Consider the following 21,428-nt stretch of genomic DNA (forward strand, 5'->3'; position numbering starts at 1 on the left):
TTATACTTTTATGGTCAAGGTTTTTTAACCCGGACTTTAAAAACTTTTTTTCGTAAACCCGGCTGACCTTTCCCGTATAGTCCCACATGCCACAGCTTCGCAAGTATAAAATACCACTTCTTTGGCTTCGCCGCCATACCTCAACCCGCAATTTCATTCTGATCTCCAGTGTGCTTGTCGGACTGACGGCCGGACTCGCTGCCGTGGTCCTCAAAACATTGGTGCATTACATCCAGCAGTTGCTGGCTTACGGTAATCGTCTGCTGGAGGAACCTGTTTGGCTGGTTGTGTTTCCGCTGGTGGGCATCCTGCTGGTGGTGTTCCTGGTGCGGGTGATGTTCAACGGACAGCTAGGTCGTGGCACAGCCAGCATCCTGCATACTATCTCTCAAAAGTCAAGCCTGGTGGAGTCCCATAAAATGTACTCACATGTGCTGACCAGTGGTATCACGGCTGGCTTCGGGGGTTCAGCCGGTCTGGAGTCTCCTATTGTGGTGACGGGCTCAGCCATTGGCTCAAACTTTGGTCGTGAGTACCACCTCAATTACCGGGACCGTACTTTGCTGCTGGCTTGCGGTGCGGCCGCAGGTATAGCTGCTGTCTTTAATGCGCCCATTGCCGGCGTGCTTTTCGCCATCGAAGTCCTGCTGACCGACATTAGCATTTCGGCCTTTATACCTTTGATCATTTCGGCGGTTGTGGGGGCGCTCTGTTCGCGTATCATCCTGCGGGAGGAGCAACTTTTCTTTGCAGACCAGTTGGGTTTCTTTGCCGCATCACATGTGCCATTTTACATTATGCTGGGTATACTCACTGGGTTGATGTCGGTTTATTACAGCCGGGCGGCCTGGCGTATTGAGGCACTCTTTGAGCCGTTTCAGGAGCAACCCTACCGCCGCGCCCTGGTGGGTGGTGTATTGCTTGGTTTGCTGATCATGCTTTTTCCGCCACTTTTTGGTGAAGGGTATGGTGCAGTAAAATTGTTAGAAAGAGGCAGACCTGAAGGACTATTGCAAGACAGCTGGCTTTCCTTCTTTGGCACAAACGAATGGTTGGTGCTCGGGTTTGTAGGTATGCTGGCGCTGGTAAAAGTGGCGGCGACCACCTTCACGATTGCCGGGGGTGGCAATGGCGGCAATTTTGCCCCTTCCATGTTTGTGGGGGCGCATGTCGGTTTCTTTTTGAGCCGACTCACTAATATGCTGCAAATTCATAAACTGCCCGAAGGCAGCTTCACAGTAGTTGGCATGGCAGGTATTTTGAGTGGTGTGATGCATGCTCCGCTAACTGCTGTCTTTTTGATCGCTGAAATATCCGGTGGTTATACTTTGATGATCCCACTTATGATCGTGTCGGCCTCTGCCTATGCCATGGTCAAATACTTTGAGCCTTTCTCACTCGACACGAAGAAACTTGCCCAAAAAGGAGAATTGCTCACCGCGAACAAAGACCGCACCGTGCTCCGCATCATGCAGATCCGACACCTGGTTGAGACGGACTTTCACCCTGTCAGGTATACCGCCACGCTGCGCGAACTGGTGGACGTGATTGCCCACAGCCGTCGCAATTTATACCCGGTGGTGGATGAACAGCAAAAACTGAGAGGTATCATCCTGCTGGAAGACGTTCGGGAAATCATGTTTAAGCACGAAAAATATGACAAAGTACTGGTTACAGAACTGATGTCGGCGCCTCTAGCTGTCGTGCGTCACAATGATACGATGGGGGAAGTAATGAAGAAGTTCGATGAAACCGGCGCCTGGAACCTCCCCGTCCTGAAAGATGAGCTATACCTGGGTTTCGTTTCCAAATCAAGCATCTTCACGAAGTATCGCAAGCTCTTAATTAAGACGACAGGAAACTGAGGGTTTGAAGGTAAAAAAGGTAGAACGTTTAATTTTAAGTAAACCAGAAGTAAGACCTTTAGTTAATTTAAAAAGGATTTACCAAACTCTTAAACTTTATACTTTTCTAACTTTTTACTTTCTCAACTTATCGGTTTGGGTCCTGGAGGTCAGCGCCTATCCCTTCAATTCCGGCGGCAGATCGAAACCCACTAATGAGGCAGTCTTTCCAGAAATTAAAAACAGAGCGGCTTTTGGCGCGCACCACTGCAATATCACCGGGACGCAAATCTTCACCCTCCTTCGGATTGTCCGATTTAATGACAATCTTATTCGCCACCTTAGAGAGAATTTTCTTGCCAAGCGACTGCCTTTTATCTTCGTCTTTGGTTAGCACATCCACCTTAAAGTTCTGATAGCGCACATTCAGGTTACCGCTTGCTTTGTTGCGGTACAGCTCTATGTTAAAATCACTTTTTTGCAGACTACCTTCCTTAATGCTTATAAATGCGGTCGGCTCTAATATCGGATTCAGAATAGCGGGGTCAGCTGGCTCGACAGTGCCCTGTATGGTATGGTAGGCATTAGGGTCCAGCAGGTTCATCCGGATGGTTAAGGCAATGGGAGCTTTTCCATATAATGCTGCTTTAGCATCAATCACAGCTGGACTTTTAGTAGACATGCGATTCTTGTCGTTCGTCACATTGGTAATCGTAGCATAAAAGTTCTCAATAGTGATAAGGCCTTTCTCAACTGCTTCTTCTGCAAGTTCCTCATAGCGGATGTGCATACCCTGCACCTCTATTTTCTCAAGTGTCAGTCCGGTTTTTAATTCCTGTATGATATCATGAGGAAGCGGTTTGTTTCCTTTGGGTGTGAAGTTTTTGCGATCCATGTAGGCGCTCAAAGACGGGTTCTTGATCACCACATTACTGGCAACTAAATTGTTGTGACGGGAGTGCGCTTTATAGTCTACACCGCTCACATTAATTTCTGGTATTTCCAACCGCATGGTCGACACAGCCATGCCTTTCTTGCGGGCGAGGGCAGCATTTTCGAGCAGTGGAATCAGTTTCAGGTTGCCTATATTCAACGTGCCGTCCTGTGTATTGGCTTTCAAGGCAGCTGCTTCCAGTTTATAAGTGCCGTCAGGCAAATTGAAAGCGGCTTTGCCTGTTTCAAGCGAAATGCTCCGGGCATAATAGGCGCGTCCCTCATCCTGAAAAGCTACACTGTCGAGTCGAAAGTCTTTTACAAAAATGGAGAAGCCCTCCAATGCAATACGGTCTGTCTTGGCATTCTGCTGTTCCTTAATGCGCAAGGTAGCGTCTTCTACTTCCATACTTCCGATCTGCAGGTTTTTCATGATGCCCTCTACTGACGCGTGCAATGGCTCGTGGCTTTCGGTTGTGTCCTGGCGCATTTCGGTAATCAATATTTGCGGTCGGCTTATTTTCAGCTTGCTAAGGTCCAGTGGTTTGCCGCGCAGTATCCCGATAAAGTTTATACCTGCCAATACCAGTCGGTCCGTTTTCAAATCAATCAGGGTGCGGGGTGTTTCCTTCAGGGTTGTGTCTTTCTGTGTGATCTCCTGCCGCTTATCCCATTCCTCAAAATCAGGAACCAGATGAATTGAGTCTGCCGTGATACGTCCGCTCAACAGCGAAGAATCAAAACCGTGGAGGTTCAAGGTATAGAGTCCGTTAGATTCTTGTTTCACCCTTGATTCCAGTTCACTTTGAAGCCACGGATTGAAATATTGGGAAGTGAGTATACTGATAATAATAAGTAGCAGGGCCAGGATGAGCAGTAACCATACCCACCATTTATGAAGAAGCGATTTAATTTCCACGTGTTAGCTTAGTTTCAGATGAATACGGCTTCAGACACTATGTGTTTATAACCTGACGCTAATACACTTGTTCGAGCCCTTCCCAAAAACCTGATCAGTTCTATAATGCCTCATCCTTGCCATCGTTTTGATGAACACAAAACATAAATAAAACTTTGATCTTTGAACGCACGTTCAATAATTATATATTTGAACAAACGTTCATTCATTATATGGTTAGATTTCAGGAAAAGAGAGAACAAAGTATAAATAAGCTGGTAGATGTGGCGCTGAGCCTGTTTGCAACGCAGGGTTATGAAGCTACTTCCATCCGTAACATTGCCAGTGAGGCAGGTATGTCGCTTGGGCTACTGTACAATTACTTCAAAAGCAAAGACGAACTACTGGAAGAGATTTTCAGGCGTGGAGTCGAAGACATCCATGCATCCTTTGTTCAACTGCCTGACCATGCCGCTTCAGGTATAGAGCAGCACATCAGGCAGACCGTTAAGTTACTAAAAGAGAAAAAAGACTTCTGGAAGCTGCTGCATGGCATCCGGATGCAGTCAGAAGTCGTCAAGCAATTGATGGGCGAAATGCAGGAACAGACTGCTTACATTGAAGCTCGCATTCGCACCAACCTGATCGAGGCAGGTATCCCCTTTCCTGACCTTGAAGCCAAACTCCTGTTTGCCGCTATCGACGGCATGGCCAACCACTATCTGTTGTATGACCAGTATCCCATAGACGATGTGGCTTCGCTCCTGATTATGAAGTATAAGAAGTGATTATTAAATTCTTAATCTGAAAAAAGATGAAATCTCCTGCCTGGATTGACCGCATCCTCTATCCTTTCGCACATCATACACTCGCTCTACCAGCCGGACAAATGCATTATGTCGATGAAGGGCAAGGCGAACCCATCGTGTTTGTACATGGTACACCTACGTGGTCTTTTGTCTGGCGGCAACAGATTAAGGCGCTTAACCGCACACATCGCTGCATTGTCCCCGATCACCTTGGCTTTGGCCTGTCCGATAAACCAGCTGACTTTGCCTATACCCCCGAAGCGCATGCACAGAACCTGGAGCAGTTAATCGAGCACCTGCAACTCAAGGCTATCACACTGGTTGTCCATGACTTCGGAGGGCCGATTGGACTCAGCTATGCTTTGAAGCATCCGCAAAATGTCAAGCGCATCGTGCTGTTGAACACCTGGATGTGGTCGCTGGAAAGTGAAGCGTCCATGATGAAGATCAGTGGTTTTCTCAATGGCAGTGTGGGCCGCTTCCTATACCTGAACCTGGGTTTTTCGCCCCGCATCTTGCTACCTAAGGGCTATTACCACAAACGACACCTTAGTAAAGATGTGCACCTTCACTATTTAAAACCACTCAATAACAGCCGTAACCGAAAGGGCACCTGGCATCTTGCTGTCGCACTAAAGGAATCCGGACCGTGGTTTGCCAGTCTCTGGGAACAGCGGGCCAAATTGCAGGCTATACCTAAACTGATCTTGTGGGGAGAGAAAGACAAGTTGCTGCCGCTTCATTTCCTGGATCAATGGCAGAAGGCTTTTCCAGAAGCAAAAATAAAGCGTTTTGAGGCTGGGCATTTTGTGCAGGAAGAAAAAGGAGGTGAAATCGCAGACGCCATCAAAGATTTTATATAAAGAATTTTTAATATTTATTGCAGCTAAAGTAATCTTTTTCATACCTTTATAGTCAAATTAAAACTATGAAAAAGATCATACCTTTTGCGTGGCTTTTAGCACTTTCAATGCTTTCTATCTCTTGTGACAATGACAAGGATGAAAGCACCACGATTGTGCCGAAAGTTGAGGCGACTATGGAAAGATCTTTTAATTATCTGGATTCTGCGGAAGAGTCTAAAGCTGTCTATAGCCTCAGCTTAAAGGAAATGCAGCTTACGTCTGATGAACAAAAGCTGGAGATTAATTTTGCCCCATTGCGTCCTGCTGCCAATGATGCCTTGGTGTTCAGTTTAAAGCAGGAAGAATTGCTGAACGGCTACGTGGGTACTTACCCGATTCGTTCACTTTCAAATAACAAAAAGGGTCGCGCTGATATCACTTATTACCACTACTACAACAAAACCAGCAAGAGCGCCTTATTTAGCAGTGGCAACCGTATGGAGGGCCATTTTGAGATCAAGTCCTATAACGCCACAACAGGATTGGCAAACGGCAGTTTTGAAGTGACAATCTCAAATGTGACAGACCCAACTTCGTATGAAAGCAATCCTTCAGTACCGCGCAAGTGCAACATCATACTCAAGGGTAAATTCAATAACCTGAAACTGAAAAACATTTAAGCTGCCAGGCAGCAAATAGACTGAGGACCAGCCGCTACCGCGACTGGTCATTATTTTTTATGGCGCTCCTGTAATACAGCCACTACGTCGGCTAACTCCAGCCCTGTAGCTGCTAGGAGCACCAGTAGGTGATAAAGCAAGTCAGCAGCCTCCCCCTTCATCGTTTCAGTTTTACCTGCCACCGCATCAATTACGGTTTCTACGGCTTCCTCTCCAACTTTCTGCGCGATCTTGTTCACGCCTTTGTCAAACAGGAAATTGGTATAAGATGCCTCTGTCGGGTTCGCCTTGCGTTGCTGTATCACCTCTTCCAGTCTGGCGATGAACTGAATCGCAGCCGTGCGTTTAGCAACCGCATCTTCGCCAAAGCAACTCGTATCACCGGTGTGGCAGGTTGGTCCTTTAGGATTCACCTTGATCAAAAGCGAATCATTGTCACAGTCATCAACGATGCTGACTACCTGCAAGGTATGGCCGGAGGTTTCGCCTTTTGTCCAGAGACGGTTTTTTGAGCGGGAGAAAAAAGTCACCAGCCCTTCCTTTTGCGTCTTATCAAAAGCCTCCTGGTTCATGTAGCCCAACATCAGCACTTGGCTCGTCTGTGCATCCTGTATGACAGCCGGCACCAGCCCGCTCATTTTATCGAAATCGATTTTCACGTTGTGAACGTTTAGAGTTAAAAGTTAAGAGATAAGTGTTTGAATAATTTCACACATTCCCTCCATCACTTATTCAAAATTATCAGATCCTCACCGCTATACCTTCCATTTTCAGGTATCCCTTCAAATCCGGAATATCCAATTCGCGGAAGTGGAAAAGACTAGCGGCTAAGGCCGCGTCGGCATGGGCTTCCTGGAAAGCGTCAGCGAAATGCTGCTTGGTACCTGCCCCACCAGAAGCGATCACAGGCACGGAAACGGCTTCTGAAACGGCCTTGGTAATATCCAGCGCAAACCCTGCTTTGGTGCCGTCGTTGTTCATGCTGGTCAGCAGGATCTCACCTGCGCCCAACTCTACCACTTTCTTTGCCCAGTCCACAGTAGCATGCTCTGTTTCTACGGTTCCGGCACGGGCGTATACCTTCCAGCCGGTGGCTTCGGTATACTTGGTGTCGATGGCCACGGTCACGCACTGGCTACCGAAGCGGCGGGCTAAATCCTGCACCAGCTGTGGATTGCGTATGGCGGCTGAGTTGATCGACACTTTATCGGCACCGGCTTGCAACAGCACCTCCACATCGGCCACGGCACTGATACCGCCACCTACCGTGAAAGGTATGTCGATGTGACGGGCAATGTCACGCACAAGTTCGGCTAAGGTTTTGCGCTCTTCGTTGGTGGCAGTGATATCCAGAAACACCAGTTCGTCGGCACCCTGTTCGGCATACCATCTGGCCAGCTCCACCGGGTCACCGGCGTCGCGGATGTTTTCGAAACGGACCCCTTTTACGGTGCGGCCGTTCTTGATGTCCAGACAAGGTATAATGCGTTTAGTTAACATAAGAATCGCGCTAAGTCCTTTAAAGTAATCGTTCCTTCGTAGATCGCCTTCCCGATAATAGCACCTGTTACGCCGATCTCCTGTAGTTCCTCCAGATCCTGCACGGTTGTTACACCGCCACTGGCAATTACCTGGGCATCTGGCAAGGTTAACTTAAGGTGTCGATATGTATTGGTCGATGGTCCCTGCAACTTGCCGTCTTTGCTAACATCGGTGCAGATGAAAAGTTTGGCCCCCGTCATCAGATAACCCGACATAAAATCCTGTAGCGGGTATTTGCTCTCTTCGGTCCATGCGCTGATGGCGATGTTAGTGCCTTTAAAATCGGCTCCAATGATGATCTTGTCGGCTCCGTATTCCAACAGCCAGTTTTTTACCTTCTCCGGCTCACGCACCGCTATACTGCCCGCTGTGATTTGGGCAGCCCCCGCATCAAACGCCTGCTTTACGGCCTCATCGGACTGCAAACCACCGCCAAAGTCAATGGTCAGGTTGGTATTAGCGGCAATGTTTTCGAGCACGTTCAGGTTCACTGGTTTGCGAGCACGGGCACCGTCGAGGTCTACCAGATGCAGACGTTTAATGCCATTCGCTTCAAAACGTTTGGCTACTTCCAGCGGATTGCTGTCGTAGGTGGTTTGTTGAGCGAAGTCGCCCTCGGTGAGGCGCACACATTGGCCGCCAATCAGGTCTATGGCTGGGATGATTTCCATCATAAGGCAAGGAAGTTTTTAAGGATCTGAGAGCCGGCAGGTCCGCTTTTTTCAGGGTGAAACTGCGCGGCATAAAAGTTTTTGTATTGCAAAGCTGCCGAGAATGGCTCCGGATAAGAAGTCTGAGCAATGGTGTACTCACTCAATGGCACGTAGTAGCTGTGAACGTAATAGGCGTACTCCCCTTCGGCTATACCTTCAAACAAAGGCGATTGCAGCTTCTCCAGTTGGTTCCAGCCCATGTGAGGCACCTTCAGGTCTGTCTCGAACCGCTTCACCGGCAAAGGGATGATGCCGAGTAAATCCGTATCCCCTTCTTCAGAATGCTCACAGAGCAACTGCATTCCCAAACAAACTCCAAAAAAGGGCTGTTCGAGTGTCGGCAGCAGTTTGTCCAGATTGCGGGCCCGCAGCTGCGCCATGGCCGACGATGCCTCTCCCACTCCCGGAAAGATGACTTTATCCGCCGCTTTGATCGTCTCAAAATCGCAGCTCAGCGTGGCCTGCACGCCCAGCCGTTCCAGTGCAAACAGCACCGACTGCACATTACCCGCTTTGTAATCAACTATAACGAGGTTCATAGTTTAGTATTTGATTTTTGATAATAGGCTAATCGCCAAAAGATAACACGATTAAAGAATCTGCTACTTAAATACCCTGAAATGCATAAACACGAATAGCTGCGTCTCACAACAAGAATACATTTGGGTAATTATATAATCTTAATCCTGTTAATCCTCTAATCCTGTAAATCCTGATTCAGACAACAAAAAAAGCCTGACTCTGTTCGGAGTCAGGCTTTTGGAAAATATATTTTAGCAAGCTAAATCAAATCCATAGGCTAGCGGCTCCGAAACTTTTGTTTCGTGCATGATGATGATGCAGATGTGCCATTGTGCCTTTCATTGCCGTAAAGGTAATCAATCGTGCATTAAACTGATACTTTATTTTCAGGTTTTTTTGCATGTATTTCCTACAGCAGTGTCCCACGTAAGATACTTGCCGCAATAGTGAAATACATGATCAGCCCGGTCACATCCACGAGCGTGGCTACAAAAGGCGCCGACGAAGTAGCAGGGTCCATCCCGAGTTTTCGGAGCACAAACGGGATCATGGAGCCTGTGAGTGTTCCCCACAGCACGATGCCTACCAGCGACAAACCCACCGTAGCCCCGATCAGCACGGCGTATTCTCCATAATCATAGAAGCCAGCCTGCTGCCAGAGCATGATGCGTAGGAAACCAATCGCACCTAATATCAAGCCAAGCATAAGTCCCGAGAGCACCTCTTTGCGCATCACATACCACCAGTCCCGTATACCCAGTTCGTTGATAGCCATGGCGCGAACAATCAGTGTAGCCGCCTGCGAACCCGAATTACCCCCACTGGATATGATCAAGGGAATGAACAATGCCAGCACGACGGCTTGCGCTAGTTCCTCTTCAAAATGCCCCATGGCCGAAGCCGTCAGCATTTCACCCATAAACAAAATGATCAATACGCTGGCACGTTTGCGAACGAGCGTCATTAAGGGCGTATCGGTATAGGACAGCTCCAAAGCCTCCAGACCACCAAATTTCTGGATATCCTCTGTATCACGTTTCTCGATTTCATCAATGATGTCATCAAAGGTCACGATGCCGACCAGTACACCGCTTTCCGAAACTACAGGCATAACTGCCCGGTCATACTTATCAAACAGCTCGATGGCTTCTTCCCTGCTCATGGTGGTGGTCAGCGAGACAAACTGCCAGTCCATCAGCGATTCTATCTTGTCTTCATCCTCCGCCATCAGCAGCTTGCCTATCCGAATGTCGTCGACAAGCCGGTTGTTTTTATCGACCACATATATGTGATTCATGGTCTCCGCCTTCTTTCCATATTTTTTGATATGGTCGAGCGCCTGGCGGACCGTCCAACCCTTTTTAGCCTGTATATAATAAGGCGTCATCAGTCGGGCAATGCTTTTTTCGGGGTAGCCCAGCAGGTTGAGCGCGATGCTCTTCTCCTCAGGCGAAAGCAGGTTGATGGACTCCTTTATAAGTAAGTCAGGGAAATTCTCAAAGATCTCGGTCCGGTCATCTGGCGCCATGTTCTCCAGCATTTCGGCGGTATCAGCAGAACCAAGTTTTTTGAGCAGGTCTTCTTGGGTGGTATAATTGAAATAGGTAAACACATCTGACTTGAGTTCGCCCGGCAAAAGTAAAAAAGCCAGCAGGCGTTCTTTCTCGTTCAAGCCGCTGATCACGTCTGCTATATCACCCGGATGCCCTTTGCTTAAGTCTTTTAGGTTCAGTTCTTCTATGGTAGCTGCCATCACGCTTTGTTTTGATCAGTTAAAATTTAGTTCAGGTTCAGTCCAAAAGCCAGTCCCAGCCACGGCTTACGCTGATAGATCCAGTCATGGCGGTATTTGTCGAGGAGATGATCGAAACCCAATGCCAGACCAAAGGTGAAGTTGTTGATGCCGACAATACCCGCCAATCCATTTAGCAACACAACGCCTTCATATTCATACCCTACCTGACCACCCGTCACGGCTTCATTCACTGTGGTAGCGCCTATACCTGAAAACAATCCGACACTATAGCCGAAGTGGTTCAGAAAACGACGATGGTTACCTAATGGTGTCGCTTTATAATGGATGCGAAAAACATCACTGCGAGCTCCAATGAACAAGGCGCCTTGAAATGTGGTATTGAGCTGATTAGGTATACCTGCCGTTCCGGGACGATACTTAAATGGAATGGTCAGTACATCCAGATCAAAGGAGGGCTTGGAGAAGGTATAGGTATGGCTGGGGGCTGCATCAATTTCCTCAGGTATAGCAAGAGTAATTTTGGTGGTCGTGTCGAGCTGTACTGCCTGCCCTCTTCTATAATCCTGCGCAGGGTAAAGCTTGAGTGATTCTTCCCCCATGTCCACGTATACCCTGGCTGCCGGTTCTCTTGAAATTTTAGCCTTGTAAATCCCTTCCGAAAAAGAATATTTGGAAGACTCCTGAAGTGACGTGCAACTGGTGAAAAACAGCACAGCTGAAAGCACCGGAAGTATTAATTTATTTACTATCAGTAGGTATAGTTTCTGCATAAGCGGTTGTTGTATGCTTTAGTACGCAAAATGCGGGGTTGGTTATAGCATGAAGTGCAAAAGCCTGACGCTATCGCATCAGGCTTTTGTTAAACTCTAGTTCTCTCCCAAGTATAAGGTCCTTGTCCCCGTTCAGAATGACAAAAAATATTGATTAACCAGCTATCAATTAAAATCCTGCTAATCCTTAAATTCTGAAAATCTTGATTCTGACAACTATACCTTAAAAACTCTCCCGCAACGCAAAAGCCTGTCGCATACGCTTGATCAAACGCTCCGACTCCTGAAAGTTGACGGTCTGTTGTCCGTCCGAGAAGGCTTCTTCCGGCTTCTGGTGCGTTTCGTAGATCACACCGTCTGCACCGGCCATCACGGCGGCCAGTGACATCGGCTCCACATAGTCACGCAGGCCGATGCCGTGTGATGGGTCCACGATAACCGGCAGGTGGGTCTTTGCTTTGAGCACTGGCACAGCATTCAGGTCGAGCACGTTACGGTAGGCGTTTTCGTAGGAGCGAATGCCTCGTTCGCAGAGCATGATCTTTTCATTGCCATTGGAGAAAATGTATTCTGCTGCTTGTAGCAATTCTTCCAATGTGCCGGATATACCACGCTTCAACAACACGGGTTTTTGCGCCTCACCCAGTGCGTCCAGCAAGTTGAAGTTCTGGCTGTTGCGGGCACCTACCTGAAACACATCCACAAAGTCCACCATGTCTTCGATCTGCGACACCTGCATCACTTCGGTGATGATCTTGATACCGTTTTCGTTGCATAACTGGTGGAACATGCGCAAGCCTTCCAGTCCCATACCCCGAAAAGCATATGGAGAGCTACGGGGCTTGAACACTCCGCCCCGCATGATCTTTACATTATTGGCTTTCAAGTGTTCCACAACTAGTTCGATCTGCCTTTCGCTCTCAATAGAGCAAGGCCCTGCCATGATGCTAAAGTTGCCCTCTCCTATCACTACGCCATCACCTAAGTCGATCAGCGTCGGATTTACACGCCACTTGCGGGAGATCAGTTTATACTCGTCGGATACCCGGTGAATGTCCGCCACGCCCGGCAACTGGCCCAGCGTTCGGATGTCAAAATCCTTTTTGCCGATACCGACAATGTAGTGTGCCTCCTGCGTTTTTACTTCATTGGCTTTAAAACCGACCTGCTTCACTTCTTTTAGTATTGCCTCCTTCAGTTCAGTAGGTGTACCTTGTTGCAATTGTATGATCATGCTGTTTCTTTCTGTCTGATGCTTTGAATAAATGTGCTGATATTCTCCTTCAGCGTACCCTCTTTGCTCAATGCCTTGATAAAAGCACTGCCAATGATTGCGCCGCTGGCGTGGTTGCAGGCTTGCGTGAAAGTTTCATTGTTGTGGATGCCGAACCCGATGACACCGGGGTTGCGCAAGCCCAGTCCGTTCACCCGCTCAAAATAAGCCGTGTTAACGACCGACTGCCCCGTGGTGCTGCCCGTTACCGAAGCCGAGGATACCATATAGATGAAGCCATTGGTATGCGTATCGATCTCCCGGATGCGCTGCTCGGGTGTCTGGGGCGTAATCAGGAATATATTGCTGAGGCCATACTGCTCGAACAAGCCTTTATATTCCCGCACATAATCCGACAAAGGCAGGTCTGGCAGGATAAGGCCGTCTATACCTAGTTCACTGGCTTTTTGCAGAAAGCGCTCCACGCCGTATTGCATCACCGGATTGAGGTAGCCCATCAGCACCAAGGGAATCTGGGTATGCTGGCGGATATCCTTTAATTGCTCAAACAGTTTCGGAATGGTCATGCCGTTGCGTATCGCGGCTTCGCTGCTCTGCTGTATGGTCGGACCGTCAGCCAGCGGATCTGAGAAAGGCATGCCTATTTCAATCAGGTTTACCCCGTTTTTCTCCAGCTCCAGTATGATCGGCACAGTGTCCTCTAAATTAGGGAAGCCGGCTGTGAAGTAAACAGAGAGCAAACCCTTTGGCTTTTGAGCGAATAGTTGTTTTATTCTATTTGTCATTGAAATCGAATCTGTCTAAGTAAGTTGCCAAATCTTTGTCACCGCGGCCTGATAGGTTAATCACCACCACCTCTTCCGGCTTCGCGCCCAATCTGCCGATCGCGGCCAAAGCATGGGCTGTTTCCAGCGCAGGTATAATCCCCTCAAGTCGGGTCAGTTCAAGCACTGCCTGTAGCGCTTCTTCGTCGGTAATACTTTCGAAGATCGCACGGCCGGACTGGTGCAGGTGCGCATGCAGCGGTCCCACACCCGGATAATCCAAGCCTGCTGAAATCGAGTAGGGCTCAGTCACCTGCCCGTCTTCGGTCTGCATTAACAGTGTGCGACTGCCGTGGATGATACCCTCTTTGCCCAGCACCGAGGTAGCGGCCGACTCACCAGAATCTATACCTAGCCCGGCGGCCTCCACGGCTACCAGCTTCACTTCAGGTGTATCCAGATAGTGGTAAAAAGCACCCGCCGCATTGCTGCCACCTCCCACACAGGCCACAACATAATCTGGGTTCTCGCTGCCGGTTTTCTCCAGCAGCTGCGCCTTCATTTCCTCTGAGATCACCGCCTGAAAACGTGCCACCATGTCCGGGTATGGGTGCGGCCCCACCACCGAACCGATGATATAATAAGTGTCTTCAGGGTTGTTGATCCAGTCGCGGATGGCTTCGTTAGTAGCGTCTTTCAGGGTGCGGCTACCGCTGGTGGCAGGCACTACGGTGGCACCTAACATTTTCATGCGGGCTACATTAGGGGCCTGTCGCTCAATGTCTACTTCACCCATGTACACGATGCACTCGAGGTTCATCAGTGCGCAAACGGTAGCTGTAGCTACGCCATGCTGACCAGCGCCTGTCTCCGCAATGATGCGGGTCTTGCCTAGTCGTTTGGCCAGTAAGATCTGCCCGATGGTATTGTTGATCTTGTGTGCACCGGTATGGTTCAGGTCCTCTCGTTTGAGGTAGATGTTCGTGTTGTATTTCTCGGAAAGGCGCTTGGCAAAGTATAGTGGCGTCGGCCGTCCTACATAATCGCGGAGCAAACTTTGCATTTCCTCCTGAAAGTCCGGCTCTGCCATGATCTTCAGGTAATTCTGGCGCAGTTCCTCCACATTGGGGTAAAGCATTTCAGGAACATAAGCCCCTCCGAACTTGCCGTAAAACCCGTTATCGTCTACTGAGTATTTCATATGGTCTTATTTTATTGTCATTTCGAGCTTTGGGCAGGGGCCCTCGTTAAGCGAGAAACCTGGTAGTTTCAGATCCAGATCTTTCCTTTCGTTGAGATGACAGTTTGTTTAGTTTTTTTCCTTTATCATTGTGACTAGCTTCTTCACCTTCTCCACATCCTTCAAACCCGGCTCCAGCTCAAAACCACTGTTCACGTCGATCGCAAAGGGTTTGGGGCGAAGCTTCTCAAATTCCTTGCTCTGCAGGTTTTCCAGATTCAGGCCGCCGCTCAGGAAATAAGGTATAGGTGAATAGTAGCCTTTCAGCATTTCCCAGTCGAAGACAGTGCCGTTGCCACCGTAATTGTTGCCGCGGGTGTCGAAAAGAAAAAACTCGCAGTAGCGTTCGTAGAGCAAGGTGTTTTCAAATGAAAAGTGGTCGTCTACCGAAAAAGCTTTGATCAACTTCAGTCCTGCTTCCTGCAGATCCCGGCACTGTCCCGGTGTTTCGCGGCCATGCAGCTGCACCAGTTCCAAGCCATACTTCTCTACTGTAGCCAGTATTACTGCTGTGGCTTCATTCACAAAAACGCCAACTTTCTGTATACCTGCTGGCAGTTCAGCTACCAGCTCGGGTGAAATGTAACCTTCGCAGTAACGCTTAGAGCCTTTATAAAAAATAAAGCCCATGTAGTCGGGTTGCAACGCAGCGACTTGCCGGATGTTTTCCGGTTCCCGCATACCACATACTTTGATTTTCAGGTCTTTCATCTCTTCGTCATGCTTTAATGGAAAGCTTGTTAGCTACACTTAGGCCTGTGACTGAGCCGGTATAAGGTCTTGCTGCAATTGACGCAGTTCACGTATAAACTCAGCAGCGGCACGTTCCGGTCGGCCATCAGCCATAAAAGTCTCCCCGATCAGGAAGCCATTGTAACCAGCCTGTTGCAACTCAATCAAGGTTTTCGGTGACTTCAATCCGCTTTCCGATACTTTGGTCATACCAACTGGAATGTGCTGCGCCAGTTCTAATGACAAAACAACATCCGTCTGGAAAGTCTGCAAATTGCGGTTGTTCACGCCTACGATCGTTACGTCCTCACAGAGCGTTGCTTCCAGTTCATCTTGATTGTGTACCTCCAACAATACTTCTAAACCGAACGAACGAGCAAATGTAGCCAGTTCCTTCAGTCGTCCCGGCTCAAGTGCGGCGGCGATCAGCAATACGGCATCCGCCCCGATCGACTTGGCTTCCACGATCTGGTACTCGTCCACTGTAAAGTCTTTTCTTAGGATCGGACAGTAGTTATACTTGCGGGCAACCATCAAGTCTTCATTTTTGCCTCCGAAGTAATTCGTATCAGTCAGGATAGATAAGGCCGAAGCACCCGCCTGCATATAGCCAATGGAAGTGCGCTCCACCGAAACATAAGGATTGATGTCGCCTTTGGAAGGTGATTTGCGCTTGATTTCGGCAATGATCCCACTCTTGTCAGGACGCAGTAGATAGCGTTCCAGTGACAAACAAGGCGTCTCGAAGTACAGGCTTTTCTCCAGCAACTTTACCGGGTATAGGGCCTTGCGTTCTTCTACTTCCTTGTATTTATGGGCAATGATCTGGTCAAGTATGTTCATGTTTTTGGATTTAAAATTTGAAGTTTATTATTTCAAAAATGATTAGGCTGTTACCAGCTTATTGTCATTTATCAGCTTGTTAAATAAGGTATAAGCCTTGCCTGATTGGAGTGTTTCTTTAGCCAGTTGCACCGCATCCGATACAATGGTTTCAGGGCGGGCGCAGTTGATAGCCATCCCGGCATTGGCGGCCACCACGTCGGTCTGGGCAGCTGTGCCTTCGCCTTTCAGTACCTTCAGGAAAATCTCAGCGGACTCAGCTATACCTTCGCCGCCTTTAATCTGGCTATGCTCCAGACGACCGAGGCCCAGATCCGAGGCATCGAGTAATTGCTCTTTGCTGTCGGCGATTACTTTAAAAGGACTGGTCAGGGAAATCTCGTCATAACCGTCCAAGGTATGGAGGATGCTATATCGGATATTGGGTTGCTGTTGGTAGAGGTAGCCGTACATGCGGGCTAATTCCAGACTGAAAACACCTACCAGCTGTTTTTTCGGGAATGCCGGATTCACCATCGGGCCGAGCATGTTGAAGAAGGTTTTCACGCCGAGGTCTTTGCGGATCGGCCCGACACTCTTCATAGCCGGGTGGAAAAGTGGGGCATGCAGAAAGCAAATGTTGTACTCAGCGATGCTGCGCTCGAGCTTGTCTTTGTCGGTGGTGAACTGAATACCCAAAGCCTCCAGCACATTGGACGAGCCGCAGGAAGAAGAAACGCCATAATTACCGTGCTTGGCCACTGCAATCCCATTGGCCGCTACTACAAAAGAAGATAGCGTGGAAATGTTAAAGGTATCCTTTCCGTCGCCGCCCGTGCCGCAAAGGTCTATCGGGTCGTAAGCGTCTAGTTCTACGCGGTGGCAGAGCTCGAGCAAGGCATTGCGAAAACCCTCCAGTTCCTCCACGGTGATGCTGCGCATCATGTAGACCGTAAGGAAGCTAGAAATCTGGCTTTGGTTATACCTGCCAGCGGCAATATTTTTCAGCACCTCCCGCGCCTGCTCCCGGCTCAACGTTTTATGTTCAAATAAGTGATTCAGTATTTCTTTCATGGTTGCTATTTTTTGTCTTCTCGGGCACAGCGAGTAATCAACTACATCTTTAAATTCAGATCTCTCCTATCGTCGAGATGACATTTAATGTGTTAACCAGTTTTTGATCATCTCCCGACCATGCTCTGTCAGCACCGACTCCGGGTGAAACTGCACACCGCGCACATCATAATCCTTGTGGCGCAGGGCCATGATATGACCGGTTTCATCCACTGCGGTTGGCACCAGACAGTCAGGCAAAGTCTGTTCAACAAGCCACGAGTGATAGCGGCCGGTGTTAAATCTTTGCGGCAGGTTTTGGAACAGAGATTCCTTCTCGCAGATAACCGCTATTGGGGTAGCAATGCCGTGCCATACCTCATTGCTGTTAAATAACTTGCCACCGTATACCTCACCTATTGCCTGATGTCCAAGGCACACTCCGAAAAGACTTTTGCTTGGGCCGAATTCACGAATGATCTCCTTCAGCATACCAGCTTCGTCCGGTATACCCGGCCCCGGCGACAGCATGATCTTATCAAATTTCGCCACTTCCTCCAGGCTTGTTTTATCATTTCGTCGCACCGTTACCTTCGCTCCCAGTTCCTGCAGCAAGTGCACAAGGTTGTAGGTGAACGAGTCGTAATTGTCAATTACCAGAACTTCCATATTAATTGATCTCCTGTGCTAAGGTGAGGGCTTTGCGCAAAGCCATAAGTTTGTTGTCCACTTCCTGCAGTTCGCTGTTATCGTCGGAGGCGGCCACTATACCTGCCCCGGCTTGGTAGAATAGTTTATAATCCTTGCTCAAAAAAGAACGGATCATGATGGCGCTGTTGAAATTGCCGTTGAAGTCCATGAAGCCGATGCAGCCCCCGTAAAAAGAGCGGTTGGTGGTTTCGTATTGATCGATCAGCTGCATGGCCTTATACTTGGGAGCACCTGAAAGCGTGCCGGCCGGAAACGTGCTGGCCACCATTTGCAGGGAGCTTTCCTGATCATGCAGCTGTCCGGACACTTTGGACACTAAGTGAATGACGTGCGAGTAAAACTGTATCTCCCGGAAAGTCTCCACTTCTACACTATGACCATTGCGACTCAGGTCGTTGCGGGCTAAGTCTACCAGCATCACGTGTTCGGCGTTCTCTTTCGGGTCAGCCAGTAGTTTTTCAGCCAAAGCGGCATCGGCTGCATCATCACCGGTTCTGCGGAAAGTGCCCGCAATCGGGAAAATGCTGGCCTTTCCGTCCTTGATCACTAATTGCGCCTCCGGAGAAGAACCGAAGATCTTGAAGCTTCCATAGTCGAAGTAGAACAGGTAGGGCGATGGATTGACAGAACGCAGTGCCCGGTATACGTTAAAATCGTCTCCCTGAAAGGCCTGTTCAAAGCGGCGGGAAAGCACCAGTTGAAACACATCGCCCCGGAAACAATGCTCCTTCGCCCGCTTGATATTCTGCAGGAAAGCTTCTCTGCTAATATTACAAACCTCCTCACCTATCGACTTAAAGGTATAGCTCGGAATGTTGCGACTGTTAAGCAAAGCCTCCAATTGAGCGATCTCGTCTGTATCCGTCTCACCACAGGTATGCGAGAAAATATAAGCCTCGTTGGTGAAGTGGTTAATAGCTATAATGTAGCGGTACACAGCATAGTACAGGTCCGGCATTTGTTGGCGGTCGCTACGCAGCTCCAAGTCAATGTCCTCAAAATAACGCACCGCATCATAGTTCATGTAGCCAAACAAACCATTGCTGATAAAGTTGAAGTTTTTTTGCTCCGACTCAAATCTGCTGGCAAACTCTGAAAGTCTACTAGGTATATTTAAGTCTTTTGTGATGGAAGTCTGCAGCGTGCGGCCATCGGGAAAGCTCTCCGTTAACACTTCATCTTCAGCCTTGATACTCGCCATTGGACTGCAACATATATAGGAGAAGCTGTTCTCAGCACCATGATAATCCGAACTTTCCAACAATATGCTGTTTGGGAAACGGTCGCGCAGTTTCAGGTATACACTCACTGGCGTGAGGGTGTCGGCCAGAAGGCGCTTATGCGTAGTCGTGATCTTATACTTTGTCATCTTTCAGATAGAGTTAAAAACAAAAAAAGCCTGCTGTCCAGGTGAACAGCAGGCTTTTATACCTTTGGCTATAGATTGTATTAACTTCTTAAATACAGCATAGCGGGTCTGTTCACGATACCTTGCGTAACGTGCCACCACCATGCAGAATGAAGAAGATTTTGGATCATGTTCTTTTTTGAATTGGGTAAGAATAAATCGAACCCCCTGTTGCAAAGGTAAAGGCTAAACTGAGGAATACAAATACTATGACTAATTATTTTTGTCTTTTTTTATATAGAACCCACCCTATGATTTCATAACAAAAGATGTTTGCTAGCTGTATATAAAGATAGAGTTGAAATTGGGAGAACGCATTCCATTTTTGGGAAAAATGTGATTCATGAAGCGCCTCTCACCTTCTGCATAACACCTGTTAATGAGACATTTAGGGCTTCCAATTTGGCTAATATTAATTGGGTCTGATTTTTGATATTTACTTCTACCACTTGCAAGTCTTTATCCTGCTTCGATTGTTCTTTTTAAGAAAAATGTGAAATGGCAGCGATTGAGTTTAAGGGTTTTGAGATTAATTTATGAAATTGGTTAGAAACGAAATTTTATATAGACAAAGCAATATTCTGATAGAATATAACCATGCTGAAGGCTGGCTTTATGTGAATTGGCGTGGCTACCAAAACTATGATTCAGTGGTGGAGGGTTGTGAGAAAATCCTGGACCTTCTGCTGGAAACGAACTGTACGAAAGTACTTAATGATAATACAAATGTAGAAGGAATCTGGTCTGGTGCCTCCAAATGGGTTGGTCAGGATTGGCTTCCACGGATGCAGGCTGCTGGTCTGGAGTGTTTTGCCTGGGTATATTCGCCTAGTGCATTCAGTAGATTGTCCGCCGACAAGTCCCTGCAGCACACGCAAGACCTAAGTTTTATAAAGACATTTGAAGACATAGAGGCAGCCAGCGACTGGTTGCGCGCCTGCTGAACAACAACCAACCGCTTACACAACCAGATAAAAAGGCTGACCGCATTCATGCAGTCAGCCCTTTTTATTTTATAGCAGTTCTTCTAAAGAGTCCCCTTGGTGCTTGGGATTGAATTATCTTCCGGGTTGCGCCTCACGGCCATCTGAATTGCTTTGGCAAAAGCCTTGAAAATAGCCTCGATCTTGTGGTGCTCGTTCTGCCCCTCCGCCTTTACATTCAAATTACTTTTAGAGGTATCACTAAAGGATTTAAAGAAGTGAAAGAACATCTCGGTTGGCATATCCCCTACTTTCTCGCGCTTAAACTCCGCCTCCCACACCGTCCAGGGTCTGCCACTGAAATCGATGGCCACCTGTGCCAGAACATCGTCCATGGGAAGCAGAAAACCATAGCGGCTTATTCCCTTCTTATCACCTAATGCTGCCAAAAAAGCTTCTCCTAAAGCCAGGCCAGTGTCTTCAATGGTATGGTGTTCGTCGATGTGCAAATCACCTTTCACCTGAATGCTAAGGTCCAGTTTGCCATGCTTCGCCAATTGCTCCAACATGTGATCAAAGAAGCCAAGACCGGTGTGGATATTCATCTGACCGGTACCATCCAGATTCAGGTCGATGGCGATATCCGTCTCGTTGGTCTGCCGACGAATGCTTGCGCGGCGAGCGGGCAACTTCAGGAAGGTATAAATTTCGTCCCAGTCATTAGTGTTCAGAGCTGCCTCTTCCACCTTATCCTCACCAATAAAAATAGCTTTGGCACCCAAATTTTTTGCCAGCTTCACATCCGTAAGTCTGTCTCCGATCACATACGAATTTGCCAGGTCGTACTCACCTGACAGGTACTTTTTCATCATACCTATACCCGGCTTTCTGGTCTCTAAGCCTTCATGCTCAAAACTTCTGTCAATCAGGATATCGTCAAAGTTTATTCCTTCTCCTTTTAGAATATCCAGCATCTTGTTTTGATAAGGCCAAAAGGTATGCTCCGGGTAAGAATCTGTGCCAAGTCCATCCTGGTTCGTTACCATGACCAACTCGTAATCCAGCTCATTGTATATTTTGTATAGATTGCGGATCACTTTCGGCAGAAACTCAAACTTCTCAAAAGAATCTACCTGAAAATCCGTTTTCGGCTCCACCAGAATGGTACCGTCACGGTCTATGAATAATGCTTTTTTCATTTTGTTATTTATAGCATTTTTAAGTGAGAT

21 protein-coding genes are annotated in these 21,428 nt (G+C 48.0%); 5 read left to right on the forward strand and 16 right to left on the reverse strand.

The genetic code is table 11. The annotated features are described in order from the left end of the window. Positions 1-86 precede the first annotated feature (86 nt). Positions 87-1,865, forward strand: coding sequence for a chloride channel protein (locus tag AC5FX6_RS04670; protein ID WP_493595860.1), 1,779 nt, complete (start codon positions 87-89; stop codon positions 1,863-1,865). Positions 1,866-1,992: 127 nt separating this feature from the next. Here the strand turns inward: AC5FX6_RS04670 and AC5FX6_RS04675 are convergent, their stop codons facing one another. Further along, entirely contained in the window at positions 1,993-3,564 is a 1,572-nt protein-coding gene (locus AC5FX6_RS04675) for a hypothetical protein (protein ID WP_493595861.1), read from the reverse strand. A gap of 344 nt (positions 3,565-3,908) precedes the next feature. Here AC5FX6_RS04675 and AC5FX6_RS04680 point away from each other — a divergent pair, with 344 nt between their 5' ends. The 3 genes from AC5FX6_RS04680 (at position 3,909) to AC5FX6_RS04690 (ending at position 6,009) form a co-directional block, all read left to right on the forward strand. Continuing rightward, on the forward strand, positions 3,909-4,463 hold the full coding sequence (locus tag AC5FX6_RS04680) for a TetR/AcrR family transcriptional regulator (protein ID WP_493595862.1): 555 nt from the start codon (positions 3,909-3,911) through the stop codon (positions 4,461-4,463). 26 nt (positions 4,464-4,489) lie between these two features. Further along, positions 4,490-5,347, forward strand: a complete 858-nt coding sequence (locus tag AC5FX6_RS04685) for an alpha/beta fold hydrolase (RefSeq protein ID WP_493595863.1) — start codon at positions 4,490-4,492, stop codon at positions 5,345-5,347. Positions 5,348-5,412: 65 nt separating this feature from the next. Further along, positions 5,413-6,009 (forward strand): hypothetical protein, encoded by a 597-nt coding sequence (locus tag AC5FX6_RS04690; protein ID WP_493595864.1) that lies wholly within the window; start codon positions 5,413-5,415, stop codon positions 6,007-6,009. 50 nt (positions 6,010-6,059) lie between these two features. Here the strand turns inward: AC5FX6_RS04690 and hisIE are convergent, their stop codons facing one another. From hisIE to AC5FX6_RS04760, 14 genes are all read right to left on the reverse strand, one after another. Then, positions 6,060-6,668, reverse strand: coding sequence for a bifunctional phosphoribosyl-AMP cyclohydrolase/phosphoribosyl-ATP diphosphatase HisIE (gene hisIE, locus AC5FX6_RS04695; protein WP_493595865.1), 609 nt, complete (start codon positions 6,666-6,668; stop codon positions 6,060-6,062). Between the two features lie 82 nt (positions 6,669-6,750). Beyond that, positions 6,751-7,509 (reverse strand): imidazole glycerol phosphate synthase subunit HisF, encoded by a 759-nt coding sequence (gene hisF / locus AC5FX6_RS04700; protein WP_493595866.1) that lies wholly within the window; start codon positions 7,507-7,509, stop codon positions 6,751-6,753. Beyond that, positions 7,503-8,225: a 1-(5-phosphoribosyl)-5-[(5-phosphoribosylamino)methylideneamino]imidazole-4-carboxamide isomerase gene (gene hisA, locus AC5FX6_RS04705; protein ID WP_493595867.1), complete on the reverse strand. Its 723-nt coding sequence runs from the start codon at positions 8,223-8,225 to the stop codon at positions 7,503-7,505. Before hisA ends, hisF begins: the two co-directional genes overlap by 7 nt. After that, positions 8,222-8,803, reverse strand: coding sequence for an imidazole glycerol phosphate synthase subunit HisH (hisH, locus tag AC5FX6_RS04710; RefSeq protein WP_493595868.1), 582 nt, complete (start codon positions 8,801-8,803; stop codon positions 8,222-8,224). The genes hisA and hisH overlap by 4 nt, the downstream gene beginning before the upstream one ends. A 392-nt stretch (positions 8,804-9,195) precedes the next feature. Then, positions 9,196-10,539 carry a magnesium transporter gene (gene mgtE / locus AC5FX6_RS04715; RefSeq protein ID WP_493595869.1) on the reverse strand — a complete coding sequence of 448 codons (1,344 nt, stop codon included), beginning with the start codon at positions 10,537-10,539 and terminating at the stop codon, positions 9,196-9,198. A 26-nt stretch (positions 10,540-10,565) separates the two neighbouring features. Further along, positions 10,566-11,312 carry a hypothetical protein gene (locus AC5FX6_RS04720; RefSeq protein WP_493595870.1) on the reverse strand — a complete coding sequence of 249 codons (747 nt, stop codon included), beginning with the start codon at positions 11,310-11,312 and terminating at the stop codon, positions 10,566-10,568. A 223-nt stretch (positions 11,313-11,535) separates the two neighbouring features. Further along, positions 11,536-12,546 (reverse strand): bifunctional 3-deoxy-7-phosphoheptulonate synthase/chorismate mutase, encoded by a 1,011-nt coding sequence (locus AC5FX6_RS04725; RefSeq protein ID WP_493595871.1) that lies wholly within the window; start codon positions 12,544-12,546, stop codon positions 11,536-11,538. Then, positions 12,543-13,331, reverse strand: coding sequence for a tryptophan synthase subunit alpha (gene trpA, locus AC5FX6_RS04730; RefSeq protein WP_493595872.1), 789 nt, complete (start codon positions 13,329-13,331; stop codon positions 12,543-12,545). The genes AC5FX6_RS04725 and trpA overlap by 4 nt, the downstream gene beginning before the upstream one ends. Then, entirely contained in the window at positions 13,321-14,511 is a 1,191-nt protein-coding gene (trpB, locus tag AC5FX6_RS04735; protein ID WP_493595873.1) for a tryptophan synthase subunit beta, read from the reverse strand. The genes trpA and trpB overlap by 11 nt, the downstream gene beginning before the upstream one ends. A gap of 108 nt (positions 14,512-14,619) precedes the next feature. Continuing rightward, on the reverse strand, positions 14,620-15,261 hold the full coding sequence (locus AC5FX6_RS04740) for a phosphoribosylanthranilate isomerase (protein ID WP_493595874.1): 642 nt from the start codon (positions 15,259-15,261) through the stop codon (positions 14,620-14,622). A gap of 39 nt (positions 15,262-15,300) precedes the next feature. Beyond that, a complete protein-coding gene (trpC, locus tag AC5FX6_RS04745) occupies positions 15,301-16,125 on the reverse strand; it encodes an indole-3-glycerol phosphate synthase TrpC (protein WP_493595875.1) in 825 nt (274 codons plus the stop codon). A 42-nt stretch (positions 16,126-16,167) separates the two neighbouring features. Then, on the reverse strand, positions 16,168-17,178 hold the full coding sequence (gene trpD / locus AC5FX6_RS04750; RefSeq protein ID WP_493595876.1) for an anthranilate phosphoribosyltransferase: 1,011 nt from the start codon (positions 17,176-17,178) through the stop codon (positions 16,168-16,170). 84 nt (positions 17,179-17,262) lie between these two features. Further along, positions 17,263-17,826, reverse strand: coding sequence for an anthranilate synthase component II (locus AC5FX6_RS04755; RefSeq protein WP_493595877.1), 564 nt, complete (start codon positions 17,824-17,826; stop codon positions 17,263-17,265). Position 17,827: 1 nt separating this feature from the next. Next, complete coding sequence (locus tag AC5FX6_RS04760; RefSeq protein ID WP_493595878.1) at positions 17,828-19,237, reverse strand: anthranilate synthase component I family protein; 1,410 nt, start codon at positions 19,235-19,237, stop codon at positions 17,828-17,830. A gap of 575 nt (positions 19,238-19,812) precedes the next feature. On the opposite strand from AC5FX6_RS04760, the gene AC5FX6_RS04765 reads away from it, so the two are divergent. Beyond that, positions 19,813-20,220: a hypothetical protein gene (locus AC5FX6_RS04765; RefSeq protein ID WP_493595879.1), complete on the forward strand. Its 408-nt coding sequence runs from the start codon at positions 19,813-19,815 to the stop codon at positions 20,218-20,220. An 83-nt stretch (positions 20,221-20,303) separates the two neighbouring features. On the opposite strand, the gene hisB is transcribed toward AC5FX6_RS04765, so the two are convergent. After that, positions 20,304-21,398 (reverse strand): bifunctional histidinol-phosphatase/imidazoleglycerol-phosphate dehydratase HisB, encoded by a 1,095-nt coding sequence (gene hisB, locus AC5FX6_RS04770; protein WP_493595880.1) that lies wholly within the window; start codon positions 21,396-21,398, stop codon positions 20,304-20,306. Positions 21,399-21,428: the final 30 nt, after the last annotated feature.

Source organism: Pontibacter sp. LHS2 (assembly GCF_058932845.1).